Origin of the sequence: Dyadobacter sp. SG02 (assembly GCF_900109045.1) — a bacterium.
Taxonomy (GTDB): domain Bacteria; phylum Bacteroidota; class Bacteroidia; order Cytophagales; family Spirosomataceae; genus Dyadobacter.
The window spans coordinates 311,447-328,385 of sequence record NZ_FNYL01000004.1 but is presented as its reverse complement, the minus strand read 5'-3'; the positions used below and the strand labels follow the sequence as shown (position 1 = coordinate 328,385).

The following is a 16,939-nucleotide window of genomic DNA, read 5'->3' as shown; positions in this document are numbered from 1 at the left end:
TTATTGAGAATCATAACTAAAGGTTAAACTTAATGCAAAACTTCTTCCCGGCATCGCATTATTTCTGACATTTAAATAAAACGTGTCGGTAACATTGCGTATCTGGCCTTGTAATACGAGCTTGAAATTGTCGAAAGCAAAGGTCGTCTCGGTCAGCAGGTTCACAAGGCCGTAACCATCCAGAAACTGTGAATTGTCGAAAGTTGTATAACGTTTGCTGGCTGCCTGCAACTGCCCGGTAAGCTTCGTAGACCTGAATTGGCCGAAGGCATTCGCATTAGCCGTGTGCTCAGGCACGAATACCAGCTGCTTGCCCACAATCTCCTGCGAATAATTATCGTATGCTTTCTCCTGCGTGCTCTTATTGAATGCGTAACCAGCGTCCAGCCCTGTACGCCAAAGGCCGTTCTGGCGCTGATAACCAAGTTGCAGCTCAATCCCACGGGCTAATACCTGTTGCAGGTTTTCGACCCGGTAGCTTCTGGCAGGGTTCCAGTAAGTCCAGTCTTTAATGCGGTTATGGTAAAATGTCGCGGAGGTCCGTAATGTGCCACCGAGCGCCGCTTTGAAAGCCTGTTCGAGGCCAAGCTCTTTGTTCCAACCCGTCTCCGGACGGATACCGGGATTGCCCAGGTCTTTCCAGTATCGTTCATTCAAAGTCGGAACGCGGTAGCTTCGGCCATAGGAGCCTTTCAAGAGCAGGCTATAAAGTGTTTTTTGAATTAAACTATATTCCAAACCGACCGACGGTGTAAATGGCGGAATAAATCCGGTAACCAGGCCTTGTCTGAGGTTAATGGAAGCGGTAATCCGCGACGTTGGCTGCCAGCGGCTCAGCAGAAAGAAATCGGTACGGTTCTCGCTCACGGGCGAGTACGCGTACCCGGGCACGCGTGAGCGGTAGTGCGTCCATTCTCCTCCGGTTTTGATGGAAACAGGATTTACATTGCTTCCAATATTTAGCGTAAAGTCCTTTTCAATTCTCGAAGCGAACTTGTCGGTTACCGAATGGTCGGGTCGAGAGATATCTCCCTTGGCATAATCGATGATATCGCGCACCCAGGCCGTGCGGAGCGTGAGCGTGCGTACCTGATAGCGTACCATCGTGCGGTAGGCGGAGGTGCGGGTCATTTCGCGGCCCTGGGAATCGTCGGGGGTTAGTATGAGGTTATTGTCGGTGAGCCAAACGTGCGCCGAGATTTCCTGGTCGTTCTTCGCACGGAAAAACAAATCCTGTACGATCCCTTTCTGGGAAGTTTCGGTAGGCAGCAGCGCGTAGGTGTTCCGGGTGGGTTTCGGGTAATCGTTATTCATCCTGCCATGGTAAAGTGCCGTTTTGCCGGAAAATGCCCATTGACTGTTCAACGGCAATGCATATCCGATGTCTACCCGCGCCTGGTGGTTATGGAAACTCTCCTGTTGTCTACCCACAGACACATGTAACGGGTTTGCCGATGCATTACTTCCCAGCAAAATGCTCCCACCGACAGCATCGGAACCAACAATGCTTGCGGCAGAACCATACTGTACCGAAAGCTGGTCGAAACCAGCCACAGGAATGGTCGAAAAGTCTGTTTGTCCAAGGGTAGGAGCATTGATATTGAGCCCGTTCCATATAACGGCGGTATGGTTCGCGGAGGTGCCGCGGAACGACGCGGTGCTGAGCTGGCCGGGGCCATAGTTTTTAAAGGCGATCGGAGTATAGGCCGACAGAACGTCGCTGATGTTTTGAAACCGTACCAGCGCGAGCGATGCGGAATCGATGCGTTGGATTTTGAGGCCGCTCATGAATTTTTGAGGGACAAATCCTTTCACGGTAACGGGATCGAGGGCAATGGAATCTTTTTGTGCATAAGCAGTCGTTGTGAGTGCAAAACTTGCCCACAATATCCAATAGCTCACAAATCTTAGGATGGTAAACACGCTGAACCGCAATGATTGGCGGCGATCTTCTGTTTTTTGGGCGCAAAGTTAGGCATTTACTCCAACTTTCCGTTCTATGCGATAACCCCTATCTTTGCCGCAAATTCTGATTGCATTTGGCCGCTTCTACTGAAAATTTTTCGACCGCATCTTCCCTGAAAGGCATTTACCTCATGCTGGGGGCCGCATTTTTCTTCTCGCTCACCTCCGCGATCTCGAAATGGCTTGGGAGGGATTTCCATATTGTACAGCTGGTTTTTTTCAGGAATATTGTCGGGGTGGTTTTTATTATCAGCAGCATTTGGCAAAGGCCGATGAGGCAGGAAGGGGGGAAGCTGGGATTGCTTATTTTCAGGGGCGTAGTAGGCACATTGTCGCTCTACATGCTTTTTTATGCCATTCAGACCCTCGGATTGGGTCGAGCATCCACCTACCAATATACCTACCCGATTTTCCTGGCGCTTTTCTCCTGGCTGCTCATCGGCGAAACGCTGAATGGGAAGGAATGGATGGCGATATTCGTGGGTTTCACCGGTATTCTGTTCGTTTTCCGGCCCGATCTTTCATCTTCCTTGCGGGATAATGCATTGGGATTAGGTAATGCACTACTGACGGCTATTTCCTACCTGTCGATTCGCCAGCTCGGCGTCGTGTACGATACGCGCGCGATTATCCTTTCATTTATGCTGAGCGGCATTGTCATGCCCATTTTATCGATGCTGGTTGGTACCTATTACCCAATGGAGCATCTGGATTTTCTGATAGGCACATTCAAATGGCCTGATAATGTATGGCAATGGCTCGGGTTTCTCGCATTGGGGCTCACCGCACTTTTGGGACAAAAAATGCTGACACAGTCGTTCACCTACGACAAGGCCGGGCGCGTCGCCGCAGTGGGTTATTCCAATATTCTTTTTTCGGTACTGATCGGCTTTCTGATGGGAGAAGCTATCCCAACGTTGTCGATGCTGACGGGCATGCTGCTGATCATCGCGGGCGGCATTCTGGTGTCGTTGGCTAAAACGAAAAAAGCTTAGAGCCGTTCATTAAATGCCAGCCGGTTCAGAAACGGATCGATCACTGTCACAGAAATAGCATTCCACGGCTCCTGTTCGAGGCCGGGGTGGTTGTATTTGTATTGTTTTTCGCTGAGTTCTTTGTGAAAATCCCGCACGCCCGTGCATTCAATGAAGATTTTGCCGCCGGGTGTGCTGTCGCCGTGGTGTTCGGAGAGGTGAAGGACCAGGCCGTCGCGCGAAACCTGCATATAAAGCGGCGCGTCGTCAGAGAAGCGATGCTCCCAGTCGACCTGGAACCCGAGCCAGCCGATGTAAAATTCCCGTGCTTTGGTTTCGTCAAAAATGCGTAAAATTGGGATGACTTTGCTGGCTTCCATATCGATTGTGTTTTGAGGTTCAGTATGAGACGGGGCAGGCTGCGGGGCGCGTAGCCCGGCTACGCGCCGCGGACTGCGCGTCCCGGGTTGCGCACCTCGGACTACGCGTCTCGGACTACGCGTCTCGGGCAATGATTTGTGACTGAGATTTGTTTAAGAGAAGAAATCTAAAAAAATACCATGAAACGATTCCTGTCTTCGCTGATAATATTTCCGGTAATGCTGGTGGTGCTTGCCGGCTTCAAAGCCGATAACGGTGAAAAGCCTGCTGCCGAAAAAGGTGTAAGTAAGCAGGTAGAAGCCCCGCCGGCAGAAGGCATCCAGTGGCTAACCATCGAGGAAGCCTACGCCAGGATTCAGAAAGAACCCCGGAAAGTCCTGATCGACGTCTACACGGACTGGTGCGGCTGGTGCAAGGTTATGGACCGTGAAACCTTCAAGGATAAGGCCGTAACCGATTATATCAACAAAAAATATTACGCGGTAAAACTCGATGCGGAACAAAAGGGGACGATCAAGCTTGGCGACAAGCAGTTCAAATACCTCGAACAAGGCGGCCGCGGCATCAACGAGATCGCATTGGCATTAACTAACAACCAGCCAAGCTACCCCACTACCGTTTTCCTGGATGATAAATTTAATATGATCCAGCCGCTCCCGGGCTACCTGAAAGCCAAAGAGTTTCACCAGATCATCACCTTTTTCGGAGAGGATTATCACAAAAAGCAGGATTTTGAAAGCTATAAGGCGAAGACTTATAGCAGTTTGTATCCTGCGAAATAGGCATAAGTTAAGGGATGAAAAGCCTAAAAAAAGGAAGTCTTAGCGCGGTTGCCTGAAACGTCCCTTCGTTAGGAAAAAGGCAGCGTTTTTAAACTGCTTCGCCTTCCTGCATTCTTTCTGCATTCTCAGCAATGCGCAGTTTCTCGATCAGCTCCGCAATATCGCCTTCCATTACAGCCGGAAGATTGTAAACCGTATAACCTATCCGGTGATCGGTAATGCGGCTTTGCGGGTAGTTGTAAGTCCGGATTTTGTCGGAACGGTCGCCACTGCCGACCATCGATTTCCGCTGCGAGCTGATCGCGTCGTTGTGTTTCTTCAACTCTATCTCGTACAGGCGCGAGCGGAGTACGCTCAATGCGCGATCTTTGTTTTTGAGTTGGGAACGTTCGTCCTGGCAACTTACTACCAATCCCGATGGAATGTGGGTAAGACGTACCGCGGAATACGTAGTGTTAACCGATTGTCCACCCGCTCCTGACGATTGAAAAGTATCAACGCGGACATCGTTCATATTGATCTGCACATCCACCTCTTCTGCCTCCGGAAGTACTGCTACCGACGCAGCCGATGTATGAATGCGGCCTTGTGATTCTGTTTGAGGTACACGCTGCACGCGGTGCACGCCCGATTCGAACTTCATTTTGCCATACACATCCTCGCCTTCGACTTTGCAGATAATCTCTTTATAACCGCCGTTGGTACCTTCGGTATAGTCCATTACCGACGAGCGCCAGCCCATTTTTTCGAAAAAGCGTTGGTACATTCTGAAAAGGTCGCCGGCAAAAATTGCGGCCTCGTCGCCACCGGTACCGCCCCGGAGTTCAAGGATAATATTACGACTGTCGTTCGGATCTTTCGGTATGAGCAATTCTTTAATGGTCTGTTCGAGCTCTTCCAGTTTGGGCGCCAGTTCATCGAGCTCCTCTTTGGCCATTTCGCGCAAATCTTCGTCTTTTTCAGTCGCTATAAGTTCCTTGGTCCCGGCGATGTCCTTCTGCAACTTTTGGTAAATCGCATATTGCTCCACGATCTTGCCAAGGTCTTTGTATTCCTTGCTGATCTTGGAATAACGTGTCGAGTCGGAGACCACTTCCGGTTGTATGATTTGTTGAGAAACCTCTTCAAACCGTTCTTTTATAGCTTCTAATTTATCGATCATCTTTATTGAATATCTTTGGCATCCCGCATTCGGGGCACAAAGATACGCATTTTAGCTAAATGAATGGTTTCAAGGGCTGACTGCGCGTGGTGGACGAAACCGTTCGCTGGATTAAACAAACATTTGGGACAATGAAAAGAATATTAGGTACCGCAATATTGGTCGGCATGCTGGTGGGTTGCGATTTCAAAAGCGGACGACTTGAAAATACAAAGGAACTGAGCCGCGAAATAAAAGCCTCGCAGATCAAGCGGGTCACCAATGTGCAGCTGATATCATCGGCAGACGAATGGGGAAAGAAAATCGCAGAGATTGCCGAAAAAGCATTGAAAGGCGAACTGGAAAAGAACCCCGACGCCGGGTTGGCGCATTGCCGGGACCTGAGCGGTATTCCGGTTATAGCCGCATTGGAAAAGGAATATGGGGTTAAAGTGGAATTGTTCGGTACAAGCGACGTAAAACGCACCGATCTGCACGCGAAAGAACGCGAAATACTTGATGCGTACGCGTACAGTGCAAAAAGCAACACCCAGGCAGGTGATAACTTGCAGCAACTGAACGATACCCTGCTCGTCTACAACGCCCCTGTTTTGGCGGAGAGTATTATTTGCAAGAAATGCATGGCAACGCAGGACACCACTTTCGCCGTCTGGCGACTGCTTTTCAACAAGAAAGAAATCATCAGGAAGCTGGATGCCAAGCAGTTGAAGGATTGATAAAGCGAAGGCGTATTGCCGGTAACAACAATACGCCTTTTTTTATTTCCCGACAACCTGGTAAATATCGTACCAGTCCTCGTGGCTCAGTTTAATATCCGAAGCGCTCGCTCCGTTGCGGATGCGGGCTTCCGAAAGCGAGCCGATAATAGGCAATGTGCCCAGTTTCATAAGCCAGGCGACGGCCGTTTGCTCAATATTGGCATCGTATTTCTTGCCGACATCTTCCAGTTTCGCCCGCAATCGCACGGCTTTTTCATCGGTGCCATTCAGGATTTTTCCGCCGGCGAGCGGTGCCCAGGCGAGCGGCTTGCTGAAACTCTGCTTGATGAAATCGATGCGGCCATCCTCGATCGCGGTTGTATTCATCAGGTTCAGCTCGATATGGTTCGTCACGATCGGAATGCGAAGGTATGAAGCGAGCAGCTGGTGCTGGAAAACCGTGAAATTGGCTACTCCAATGTGTTTCGCTTTGCCCGAGGTTACGATTTCGGCCAATGCCATGGCTGTTTCTTCCGGATCGGCCAGCAGGTCGCTTTGGTGCAGCAGGAAAATGTCCAGGTGATCTGTTTTAAGTCTTTTCAGAGAACCGTTGATACTGTTGATAATGTGCTCACGCGAATTATCGTAGTACGTTAGATATTTATCCTGCGACTTTCTGATACCGCATTTGCTAAACAGTACGATGTCTTCCCGCTTGAAGGATTTGTTTGCGATGATCTTGCCGAAATGCTCTTCAATCGTATGGTCGCCGTAAACATCAGCATGGTCGAACGTATTGATGCCCAGGTCGAGGCAGAGATTGACCGTTTTTTCAATTTGTGTGGTGGTAATGGCACCTTCGTCGGTCCATCTCCAAAAACCATAAATTGCTTCCGAAACCTTCGGGCCGGAATCGCTGAGGCTTACTTTTTTCATCGGTGGTGGTTTGAATTCCTGCAAAAATATCTATTTCTCCAATCGGTTATCCTTAACGATCAGATAAAAATCATGGTCGAGTTCAAGGTAGCCGTAGTCGTACACAAAATGGTAAATACTTCCTTTGAGGGTCGGGCGGATGTGGGTAATATGGTTAAAATCAAAGCCTTTGCTTAATAAAATGCTCTTGGTTACCTTGGATTTATCGTCCGGGCAAAGCGCTTCCAGGATTCTGCGGTTCTTCTTGAGCTGGTTATTAATGTTCCTCACAAAGTTGTGAGAATTCGAATTGAGACGGTTATTGAAGCTGTTCCGGCACAAGTCGGAACAAAACTTTTTGTCCATCCTACCGATGATAGGTTCACCGCATTCCTGGCAATTCTTCATGTCTTTTCCGTTTTGCCGGACTGCATGAAGCCCGGCAGTGTGCATATACTTTCCTGAGTTGCAATATAGCAAAATTCGCTTGCGACGTTCATGGGCCTGCATTTATCCGTTTGCAAACGACTACAAACGCTTTTATCCGTTTATAAGGGCAACTATATATGAGTTGGGACAAATCGGGGCGAAGGCGGCACCCCTCTAAAAGTGAAGGCTTTAAAAGAAAGGGTCTGCTCGTTCAGCGTCAACACGCTTAGGCTGTTTGATAGCCCGAACAGACCCTTTGAAGTCAAAGAGCGGGTTTAACCTTCTGATAGTTCTCGCAGCTAGTTTGAGACTCCCAGAGTACGGCCAATACCGAGGATTCTTTTAAATATAGGCAAGTCGAAAAATCGCGCAGAAGGCGCTAAAATGTGTGCATCCTTATACGTGCCCATTAACCATATTTGCGTTCAATCTGGAATAAATTCGTTAAAAATAAAGAAACTGACGGCACGGCGAGAGTTTTATACGGTTCCTCTTGTACTATCTATCCGCATTTCGAGGAAACTGCAAGTAATAAGCGGTAACGAAGTTTTGATATTCGTATGATTCTTTGATGTGCGTATCGCGATCATAAGAAAACTCGAATAGCCTATCTAGTTCTTCGTCATGTAAAAAGTGGTTAATCTCGCCCTCTTTGGTGTATATCTTTATAGGCATGGGGAAACTACTAATCCATCCCATGTGAGGCACATAGTTATCGAGGCGGAAGCTCTCAATTTCCCGGATGAAGGTATAGCCATACGTTGACATTGCTAGTCCTCCTTTTTATCCTGTTTCTTCTTAGGCTTCAACGAGGCCGTAATCATATCTTCGAAGGTTCCCTTCACGGCAACCTTCGCTTCGTATTTTTCTGCCCTCTTTTTTGGCTCTTTTTTCTCTCCCATAGATCACATTTTTATAAGGTCAAGATACCGAAGGCGTTTGCCTTGCGCACGCTCAACTGAAAGTTCGAAGCGTGTGGTATCCTTAACCTTTCTGCTATTATAACGAAATCCGAATTCATTGCAATATCTGTGCAGGTGTTTCGGGCTAACGTTGTGATAGATGCCGATAATGCCGCGTTTTAACAGGCTCCAGAAGTTTTCGATGTTATTGGTGTGAATAACACGGTCGGTCACATAATTGCCTTCTGAGTGCTTCACAGTGAAGTGAACGTAGTCTTTTGCCAGACCTTTGTAAGAAACGTAAGCGTCGGTGATCAAGGTAGCCGATGAAGCCACCTTTGACCGCATAATGCCTTGAAGTGTTTCGCCTGTTGTATCGGCTACCACGTAGGTAGTCACGTTACCATCGCGTTCCAGTACTCCAACTACGGGCACCTTATCTGAACCGCCTTGCGATTCGTCTTTACGTTTGTTTGCGTGACGGTTTTTGTTTTTACCGCCTACATAGGTTTCATCAACTTCAACAGTGCCTTCAAGAAGTTCGGGCGCGTTGTCGGTCAGCATTTCGCGAATACGGTGCAGTACAAACCATGCTGTTTTTTGGGTTAGATTCAAGTCACGGCTCAATTGCAAAGAAGAGATACCTTTCTTGTGTGCAGTACATAGATACATTGCAGCGAACCATGTACGGAGACCAATCTTAGTGTTCTCAAAGATAGTGCCGCTGATCACAGTGAATTTCTTGTAGCACTCTTTGTTCGCGCATTTATAGCCGCGAGTAGTAGTGTACACGTGAGTGTGTCCACAGTGAGGGCAAACGGGCTGCTTATCAACGCCCCAACGTTTTTCAGCCAGATAGTTTTTGCAAGTTTCTTCATCCTTGAAGAAGTCGAGCACTTGAAGTAAACTGTTGAATTGAGAAGTCATTTTGCTTGTCCGTTTAACCTGTACAAATATACAAATTAATAACTTATTGGGACAAGAAATTTGTGAATTATTTTTATCAAATTCATAAATAAATTCTCTGAGAGTCTTGACCCTTACAGAGATATCCGTTAACTTCGTATCGTAATGCAAATAGGCCGACTGAAAATGAAATCAGCCGACCGATTTGATACAAGAGAGTCCGAATGTATTTGCGCGATTCTCAGGATTTGAGTAGAACAAGTGGGGCTGCGATCCCCTCTTTTGGCTTAAGGCCGATTCTAGTTAAATGTTTGAGAATGGTTACCGCCACTCCCGACGGCATACCATTCAGTTTTTCAGATTACGACCTTTTGATCGTGATCGTTCTCTTGACAGTGACGCGTACCGGAACAGTTACGGTGCGTTTAATGACAGTCAAACGGGTTGTACGGCGGATCATGTTGCTATACCTGTTTACTTGAATAGATAGATTCCCATCCTTTTAACGACGTGGGAAATTTATCGCCGATTATACGCTAGTGACGAGTTACAGCTCTCCACTAGTAGGTTGATTTTAGAGGCGAATAGTTTTGGACACTATTCCATCGATTCGTAAGTACCCATGTTAAGTTTTGGACGCTTCTCATGTTGGACGGACTTACAGCTTCAATGCCCCCTAAAATCAATATCTTGAGAAATGCACCTGTTGACGCAGGTGCATTTCTTTTTCATTCAAACAATCCTAGTGTAGACTTTCTGCTATCTACTTCTTCATAGTCGATAAAGTCGTCACTAAATTCTGCTTTTGCGTCTAGCCTCTTGTTACCACTTTCGTCATATCTATCAGCTAAATCATATTGGCCTTCTCCTAGTTTTATCAAGAACTTATTATTGTCGGCTAGTCTAAATACAGAATTGCTAATGCTAGTGTACCTCGTATCTTCTCCTAGTTGAGCCCTAATCTCTCTTACGATGTCTGCGATGTAGAGAGGGCCGATAGAATTCTTAAACATTTCTATCACCAGCGGCTTTATTCCCATCTTTCGCTCACCTCTCGAGTTGTTCAAGTCCTGGTCTTCCTCGTCCTCATCATCTTCTCTATCTTCGTTAACGCTTTCAGAGATTTGTCTATTAAGAGTATTGTCACCTCGTTCATCCGATCTTCTATCATCCTCATTTACTTCCTCGAGGTTGTTTAGCTCGTTTAGGAACATGTATATATTACTCTTAGTTATCTCCTCAATCTCAAACTCGATTGCCTTACCTTCCACCTCTCCGCCAAAAGCCCTTATTAAATTATGCAGTGAATTATAGCGTTCGCTATGAATAAGACATTCTTTAATAGTGCCTAAAAAAGCCGTTCTGGCTGATTTATAGGCGCTTATTTTGGCTTCAAATTCCGATCTCTCATTGCTGGCGCTCTCTTTAAAAGCACTGATCGCAATCTTCCTGTCCCTGTTGTCAAGATTTGAGATTTCCATAGTCGGTATAATTTATACTCAAATTTAATGAGTATACTCTTTAATCTCAAGCAACACTCAAACATTTCGCGTAATTTTTTTTTGTTGAGTATTCCTATGACCCGAGTAGGTAGAAATACTTTTAAGTATAAATAAATATAAAATAGGTTACAAGCTAATTATACGTAAAAAAGGCCGGAACGACTTCCGGCCTTTTTAGCTCTTTGAGTGTACTTGTGATGCTAGTTAGAGGTTCGCTGACTAATCCCGTAATGGAGTGCCTTCCAGAACATCGAGTTAGCTAAAATTGTGTAATCGTAGAGGGAGTCATGCAGGCTCATCACCATGAGGTGATTATGTTCTAATATTATTGCCTCTTCTGATTCAGTCAAGTCGAATGGATCTCCGTCCCAGTGTTTCGCAAAAATAAAAGTGAAGGCAAAATGAGAGCCAAAGAACGCGTTTTGTACGATTCTTTCCTTGATCCCCTTACACTTTATGGGTTGCTTATAGTTGATTGCCGTCTCTATCCCGGCAGCCACTTTGAAAATGTTTATCTTAATACCCTCCTCATGGGTTGACCGTAAGATGTCAGAAAGAAGAATTTCATAAGTATCTAGAATTGCATCGGCAGTATTCGCGGGAATTTCAATTTCTTGGCCCTGATCTGCTGCCATTTCTTTGAATGACTCAATCGTATCTTCGATCTCTTGTCTGCGTTTATCTCTATCGTACATTCAAATAGAGACTTAGTCTTCAAGATTATAAGCAGCAATTCCTTTGGCGTATAGGTTTCCTAGTACACCTTTTATCAGGACATCGGCCTTTTTCTTATTCAAAAAAGCCAATTTTGAAAGGTCGTCTTCGCTGTTTTTTATCTTGCCGAAGAGCTTAATGCGCTCTTCTGAGACTTCTTTTGAAAAATGAGGTTGTTTCATAACGATGGCGGAACGGTAGAATAAGGTTACTTATAAAAATTCTGCAAAAGTACTTGTAATACTAGTAGTTACCGAATTTTTGCAAATGTTTTTGTAAAATAAAGAAAAATATTCAATAAAACCACTAAAGTGTATAATTTTTCAAATATTTAATTTTAGCATTTTTGTGATAACGCAAAATTGAGCTTTTCATTTTTTCGCAATCATCATAATTGCAGTAAGGCGATTCCGGTAAAACCATACTTATGGACTGATTAAACGGTAAGCATGTATCCACAAGATCAGCCTAACCTGGCTCTCACGATCCATCCCCTAGATATAAAAAGAACACCCGTCTTAGATTCATCCCATTCGTATGCGCTAAGCCATATTTTATAACTATAAAAAGAGGATGAAGCCTCTCGCACACAATTTTTTGGGCTTACACCAGCACCGGAACTGGATCGGTCGGCTCGTCATAGCCAGTTTCATATCCCAAATCGTCTTCATCGTTGTCATTGTCAGTTTGACTACCACTCGGAAGATCTTTCTTCTTTGGCGATTCGAAATCTATCGCCGTCTGTCCAAACTTCCTTGCGAACAAGTCTTTAAATTCTTGCCAACTACGGGAAATGCTCATCAAAGTAGTCACTACCAAAATTTGATTCTTCAAATGCTCTCTGCCAACTTCTGGCGTCAAAGATTGGTGAAACCTATACATATAGTTTCCGGAACTGCTCTTTGGAGTGTTTTGCTTTAATTTTTGGATAACTCCGGCAGGTAACATTTGATAAACGAACTGATTTGTATAAGTGCCAACAACCCCAGGGCGTTTCTTGATGTTTGAGGCTGTGTAGTCCCACCCTCGAAGTCTGAAAATCTCCTTATAAAAGGCATTTGTAAAGGTTAACTGCCAATTTAAAATCTCTTCGGATATGTACGCTCGTAAGATTTTTTGGAGTTCATCCTTTTCCCGTTCGTATTGATACCCGGTAGCTTCGTCCACGAGGGCGATAATTCCGACACGAGCGAAGCCTCGAATAAGAATCTCGCATTGGTCAGCGATAATTTGCTGTCTAGGAGATAAATGGATTTGCTTTCTAGCTTCTAAGAACCCATCACAAATATCAGCTAGCACAGTTGCTTCATAACCATTGATTTTGGAATCACCCTTATAGCAAATAATAGGCTCAAAGTGGCCCACATCTTTGTTGTTGAAAATGAATGGTTTAAGTGATTTTTGGTTCAAATATCGCGATAATCTGGCCCCCGAAATTTGTTTCGTATCGTCAAGGTCGTCGACCATCTTTAGGGCGTGTTGCATACCTCTTCCAGATAGCACTCTTGTCCCATCTTCGAGAACATAGCAAGGAATAATCATACCGTTTAGGTTCAATTCCCCTTCGTTGGTAATTTTCAATTTTTTTGACATCTATTGAGGAGGCTAGTTAAAGTCGCAACCTACCCAAATATTCCAAAGTCCAAAATAATGTAGAAATAATTTTATTATCCGGTTGGTGACACGATCCGTTTGCAAACGCTTATATCCGATTATAAACGACTAACAGCCGACTCCTTCAAATTCCGTCAACCACCTTTGTGAGGCAAAGGCGTGGTGTCTGGCTGTCTTGTCCCAACTGGTATATAGTTGCCTTTATAAGCGCTTAAAAACCGACTCCGTTGTTCCGTTCACTACACCTTTGCATTGCCGGTTCACATTAGCTATTCCGGCATCAGTATTCATCATCTAAACATTTGCAAAAATGAACTCGGTAAAACTAATCGGAAATGTAGGCCGCGAAATCAACGTGAAGGAATTTGAAGGCGGTAAAATGCTCAGCTTTTCACTGGCAACCGACGAAGGTTATGTGAACAAGAATAAGGAAGAGGTCAAGAATACGGTCTGGCACACGGTAGTCGTGTGGCGCGAACTGGCACAACGCTGTGAGACATTCCTCACGACGGGTAAAATGGTTTCAATCGAAGGCAAAATAACCTACCGGCAGTATGTCGACAAAGATAACCACACAGTGCGGCGTGCGGAAGTGACGGCACATAAGGTAGAAGAAATCCAGAAAAAGCAGGAGGCGGTGGTATGAGCGTTTGCGGCAATGCGAATGCGTCGGTAGCAGCAGGCCTCATGCGTGGTTTGACATGAGGCCTTCATGCTATTAAAGGCTCTTTTCAAGTGTGGCTTTCCAGTTGCCGTAAGCCTCACGCGTAGCTTGTACGAGATTTGAATCTGGCTCGATGGTCCGTAATGCGGTAAGACCCACGAACGCCTCTTCACGGTTTTTGTAATACCCGAGCCCGAAGCCGGCAGCGCGGGCGGCTCCCTGTGCGCCATCGGTATTATAAAGTTCGACGGTAGCGCCGGAAACATTGGCAAACGTTTCCCTGAAAACAGGGCTGAGGAACATGTTGGCTTCGCCGGCGCGGATGTTTTTAAGGGATACACCTACTGTTTCCATGATTTCCATGCCGTAATAGAGTGCAAAAACAATGCCTTCCTGTGACGCCCGCGTGAAGTGGCTGAGTCCGTGGCGGCTGAATTGCAGCCCTTTGAATGTGCTCCCCGGGTCCTGGTTTTCAAGCATGCGCTCGGCTCCGTTACCAAATGGAAGACAGAACAGGCCGTCCGATCCTACCGGCGCTTGCGCGGCGAGATTGTTCATTTCGGGGTAAGAGATATTGCCCTGGAATAGCGCGTTGCGTAGCCAGCCATTCAGGCTTCCGGTCCCGTTCACGCACAGCAACACGCCGTAACGCGATGCCGAAGTAATGGGGTTTACGTGCAGGAATGTGTTCACGCGGGATTTAGGATCGAATTTGATCTGGTCGCTCACGCCGTAAACAACTCCGGAAGTACCGGCGGTCGCAGCTACTTCGCCTGGTTCGAGTACGTTAAGTGAAAAGGCGTTGTTAGGTTGGTCGCCCGCACGGTATGTGACGGGAATGCCTGCGCGCAAGCCCAGTTCGGCAGCGGCGGAAGCAGTTACTTTGCCCTGCTCTGCGAAGGTTGGGAGTACATCGGGAAGAATATTATGGCTGAACCCGAAATGGTCGAACAGAAAATCGGCCGGGCGTTGGTTGACGAAATCCCAGAATATACCTTCGGAAAGGCCGGATGGTGTCGTTACGACCTCACCTGTCATGCGCGCGGCGAGGTAATCGCCGGGAAGCATAAACTTATGGACCTTTGCATAAACCTCAGGTTCGTTTTGTTTCACCCAGCCCAGCTTGGAAGCGGTGAAGTTGCCCGGCGAATTAAGCAAGTGAGGCAGTACATATTCCTCACCCAATGCTTCCATCGCCTGGTTACCGACCTCCACGGCGCGGCTGTCGCACCAGATGATGGATGGGCGGAGCACGTTCAGGTTTTCATCCACTACCACGAGCCCGTGCATCTGGTAGGATATGCCGATCGCGCCCACTTCGTCGGGGGAAACATTGGCTTTTTTGATAACGGCCTGAGAAGCCAGGCATGCGTTTTCCCACCACATCTGAGGCTGCTGTTCGGCGAAGCCCGGCTTGGGGGCTGCAATGGTCATTTCCCTTTCAGGATAGAATGCGGAGGCGGCAACTGCCCCGGTATCTGCGTGAATCAAACAAGCTTTGACGGACGAACTGCCTAAATCGAATCCAAGGAAATACATTGCGAAATATGATTATTTTGATTTAAAGTGCTTCGATGTTTAAATATAAGTGCTAAAAAGTACAAAAATGTTCAAATAACTTTAAGAAAAGAAACATATTAAGTGTAATTTTTACACTTAAATATTAATGTATTGGGCACATACGGGAAAGTGATGCCAGATAGTCGGAAATTGGGTATATTAATGACGCGATGAAACTAAAGGGTTGATTTTAGGGTCTCCTTTGTGTTTATCTTGCAAGAGGTCAAATATCTATGCGATATTTGGGGAAAATTTCGAGTTGCTGACATCCTTTATCGGGAATTATGAAGAAAGTTGTACAAGTCGTTCTCATTGGTGGTTTGTTTTTGTTGTTTTCCGAGTTTCGCCCCGTCGATAAAAAATGGGAGAAACAGTTCTCGCGCCTCGACAGGGAAATCAGGGAGAACAGTAAAGCCTACGCAACGCTTGGGGATGCGACCAAAACCATCGGTCACCGGCTTACCGGAAGCGTGAATGGGGAAAAGGCTGAGGAATATGCGTTCAAGCTTTTGAAAAGCTACGGCTTCACCGATGTGGTTTATCAACCCTTCGAAGTGGAAGCCTGGATGCGCGACACGGTAACACTATCCATCGCACCCGGCAGCAGTGATAATTTTCGTGATGTTCCCGTTGTTTCCCTTGCGCATTCGCCTGTCGAGTCCAACTTACAAGGTGAAATTGTAGATGTCGGCAATGGTTTGGAAGAAGACTTTCTGGCCCTGAAAGATAAGGTTAAGGGCAAAATTGCGATGGCCAACATCAACCTGGTAGGCGTAACCGGCAAAAAGAACCTGCACCGGTCAGAAAAGACGGCGTTGGCTATTAAATACGGTGCGAAGGGAATGATCATGGTCAATGGCGCGCCGGGTAAGATTTTGCTTACCGGAACGGCATCGGTTACAGGGGCTATTATTTCTATTCCTGCTGTTTGCATATCCAATGAAAGTGGCCACGAAATCCGGAAATGGATTCAGGATGAAGGCCCGCTGGAAGCGCATATCGATATGCACAACATATCGAAGCCGATTAAAGCCCGCAACGTGATTGCAACGCTGAAAGGAAAATCGGATGAGAAAATCATTATCGGTGGCCACCTCGATTCCTGGGACCTGGCTACCGGAGCGATCGACAATGGAATCGGGTCTTTTGCCGTGATCGATGTGGCGAGGGCATTCAAGGCGTTGAAAGTGAAGCCCGAGCGGACGATCCAGTTCGTGCTGTTCATGGGAGAGGAACAAGGGCTGCTGGGGTCAAAGCATTTTGTAAGCGAGCTTAAAAAGTCCGGGACGATCGACAAAGTGTCGTATATGATGAACCTCGATATGACCAACGATCCGAACGGGGCCAATACATTCGGGCGCGATGAAATGACAGAATTCTTTGCAATGATCGGCCAGGCGATCCGCTCCGTTGACAGCGACTATAAGAATGAAACCACTAACAGGGCAGGTTTGCACAGCGATCATCAGCCATTTATGCTGGAAGGCGTTCCGATCGCCGGGTTGTCCGGGCACCTCGATCCGAATGTTTTGCAATGCTATCATGCAGATTGCGATGATTTCAGCTTGGTGAACAAAGATCAGCTGGAAAATACCGTGCGTATTGCCTCGATGTACCTGTACGCATTGTCCAATGCCGAGAATATCGCAGTTAAGAAGCTGTCGGACCAGAAAACCCGCGATTACCTGATATCACAGGGATTGAAAGAAGAACTGATTATCGGCCAGGAGTGGCGCTGGGAACAGTAGCCATGAGCCGCAATTGAAAATAG

Annotated in this window: 17 protein-coding genes; 5 read left to right on the top strand and 12 right to left on the bottom strand. The window is 46.6% G+C overall.

All coding sequences use genetic code 11. The features are described 5' to 3' along the window. Entirely contained in the window at window positions 1–1,923 is a 1,923-nt protein-coding gene (locus tag BMW93_RS11430; RefSeq protein WP_229240364.1) for a TonB-dependent siderophore receptor, read from the bottom strand. Between the two features lie 116 nt (window positions 1,924–2,039). On the opposite strand from BMW93_RS11430, the gene BMW93_RS11425 reads away from it, so the two are divergent. Beyond that, window positions 2,040–2,960, top strand: coding sequence for a DMT family transporter (locus BMW93_RS11425; protein ID WP_229240362.1), 921 nt, complete (start codon window positions 2,040–2,042; stop codon window positions 2,958–2,960). On the opposite strand, the gene BMW93_RS11420 is transcribed toward BMW93_RS11425, so the two are convergent. Then, a complete protein-coding gene (locus BMW93_RS11420) occupies window positions 2,957–3,451 on the bottom strand; it encodes a glyoxalase superfamily protein (protein ID WP_255372347.1) in 495 nt (164 codons plus the stop codon). The two genes, BMW93_RS11425 and BMW93_RS11420, sit on opposite strands and share 4 nt — an antisense overlap. Before the next feature lie 48 nt (window positions 3,452–3,499). On the opposite strand from BMW93_RS11420, the gene BMW93_RS11415 reads away from it, so the two are divergent. Next, window positions 3,500–4,102: a DUF255 domain-containing protein gene (locus tag BMW93_RS11415; RefSeq protein ID WP_090375491.1), complete on the top strand. Its 603-nt coding sequence runs from the start codon at window positions 3,500–3,502 to the stop codon at window positions 4,100–4,102. Between the two features lie 88 nt (window positions 4,103–4,190). Here BMW93_RS11415 and prfA read toward each other — a convergent pair whose 3' ends face one another. Then, window positions 4,191–5,264, bottom strand: coding sequence for a peptide chain release factor 1 (prfA, locus tag BMW93_RS11410; protein WP_090375490.1), 1,074 nt, complete (start codon window positions 5,262–5,264; stop codon window positions 4,191–4,193). A gap of 131 nt (window positions 5,265–5,395) precedes the next feature. Between prfA and BMW93_RS11405 the strand changes: the two genes are divergently transcribed. Continuing rightward, on the top strand, window positions 5,396–5,980 hold the full coding sequence (locus tag BMW93_RS11405; RefSeq protein WP_090375488.1) for a hypothetical protein: 585 nt from the start codon (window positions 5,396–5,398) through the stop codon (window positions 5,978–5,980). Between the two features lie 42 nt (window positions 5,981–6,022). Here the strand turns inward: BMW93_RS11405 and BMW93_RS11400 are convergent, their stop codons facing one another. From BMW93_RS11400 to BMW93_RS11365, 8 genes are all read right to left on the bottom strand, one after another. After that, window positions 6,023–6,898, bottom strand: coding sequence for an aldo/keto reductase family oxidoreductase (locus BMW93_RS11400; RefSeq protein ID WP_090375487.1), 876 nt, complete (start codon window positions 6,896–6,898; stop codon window positions 6,023–6,025). Window positions 6,899–6,928: 30 nt separating this feature from the next. Further along, window positions 6,929–7,168 carry a hypothetical protein gene (locus BMW93_RS11395; RefSeq protein ID WP_229240360.1) on the bottom strand — a complete coding sequence of 80 codons (240 nt, stop codon included), beginning with the start codon at window positions 7,166–7,168 and terminating at the stop codon, window positions 6,929–6,931. A gap of 908 nt (window positions 7,169–8,076) precedes the next feature. Then, complete coding sequence (locus tag BMW93_RS36060; protein WP_255372346.1) at window positions 8,077–8,208, bottom strand: hypothetical protein; 132 nt, start codon at window positions 8,206–8,208, stop codon at window positions 8,077–8,079. A 3-nt stretch (window positions 8,209–8,211) separates the two neighbouring features. Then, window positions 8,212–9,135 carry an IS1595 family transposase gene (locus tag BMW93_RS11385; RefSeq protein WP_090375482.1) on the bottom strand — a complete coding sequence of 308 codons (924 nt, stop codon included), beginning with the start codon at window positions 9,133–9,135 and terminating at the stop codon, window positions 8,212–8,214. 707 nt (window positions 9,136–9,842) lie between these two features. Next, window positions 9,843–10,595 (bottom strand): hypothetical protein, encoded by a 753-nt coding sequence (locus tag BMW93_RS11380; protein WP_090375480.1) that lies wholly within the window; start codon window positions 10,593–10,595, stop codon window positions 9,843–9,845. A gap of 221 nt (window positions 10,596–10,816) precedes the next feature. After that, window positions 10,817–11,311 (bottom strand): hypothetical protein, encoded by a 495-nt coding sequence (locus tag BMW93_RS11375; protein WP_090375478.1) that lies wholly within the window; start codon window positions 11,309–11,311, stop codon window positions 10,817–10,819. Between the two features lie 12 nt (window positions 11,312–11,323). Continuing rightward, window positions 11,324–11,512, bottom strand: coding sequence for a hypothetical protein (locus BMW93_RS11370; RefSeq protein ID WP_090375477.1), 189 nt, complete (start codon window positions 11,510–11,512; stop codon window positions 11,324–11,326). 421 nt (window positions 11,513–11,933) lie between these two features. Then, window positions 11,934–12,923 carry a P63C domain-containing protein gene (locus tag BMW93_RS11365; protein ID WP_090375475.1) on the bottom strand — a complete coding sequence of 330 codons (990 nt, stop codon included), beginning with the start codon at window positions 12,921–12,923 and terminating at the stop codon, window positions 11,934–11,936. A 331-nt stretch (window positions 12,924–13,254) separates the two neighbouring features. Between BMW93_RS11365 and BMW93_RS11360 the strand changes: the two genes are divergently transcribed. After that, window positions 13,255–13,590 (top strand): single-stranded DNA-binding protein, encoded by a 336-nt coding sequence (locus BMW93_RS11360; protein WP_090375473.1) that lies wholly within the window; start codon window positions 13,255–13,257, stop codon window positions 13,588–13,590. Window positions 13,591–13,662: 72 nt separating this feature from the next. Here the strand turns inward: BMW93_RS11360 and BMW93_RS11355 are convergent, their stop codons facing one another. Continuing rightward, window positions 13,663–15,147: a xylulokinase gene (locus BMW93_RS11355; RefSeq protein WP_090375471.1), complete on the bottom strand. Its 1,485-nt coding sequence runs from the start codon at window positions 15,145–15,147 to the stop codon at window positions 13,663–13,665. 305 nt (window positions 15,148–15,452) lie between these two features. Between BMW93_RS11355 and BMW93_RS11350 the strand changes: the two genes are divergently transcribed. Further along, the gene (locus BMW93_RS11350) at window positions 15,453–16,916 is read left to right on the top strand and encodes a M20/M25/M40 family metallo-hydrolase (RefSeq protein ID WP_090375469.1); all 1,464 of its coding nucleotides are present in this window, start codon (window positions 15,453–15,455) and stop codon (window positions 16,914–16,916) included. Window positions 16,917–16,939 lie beyond the last annotated feature (23 nt).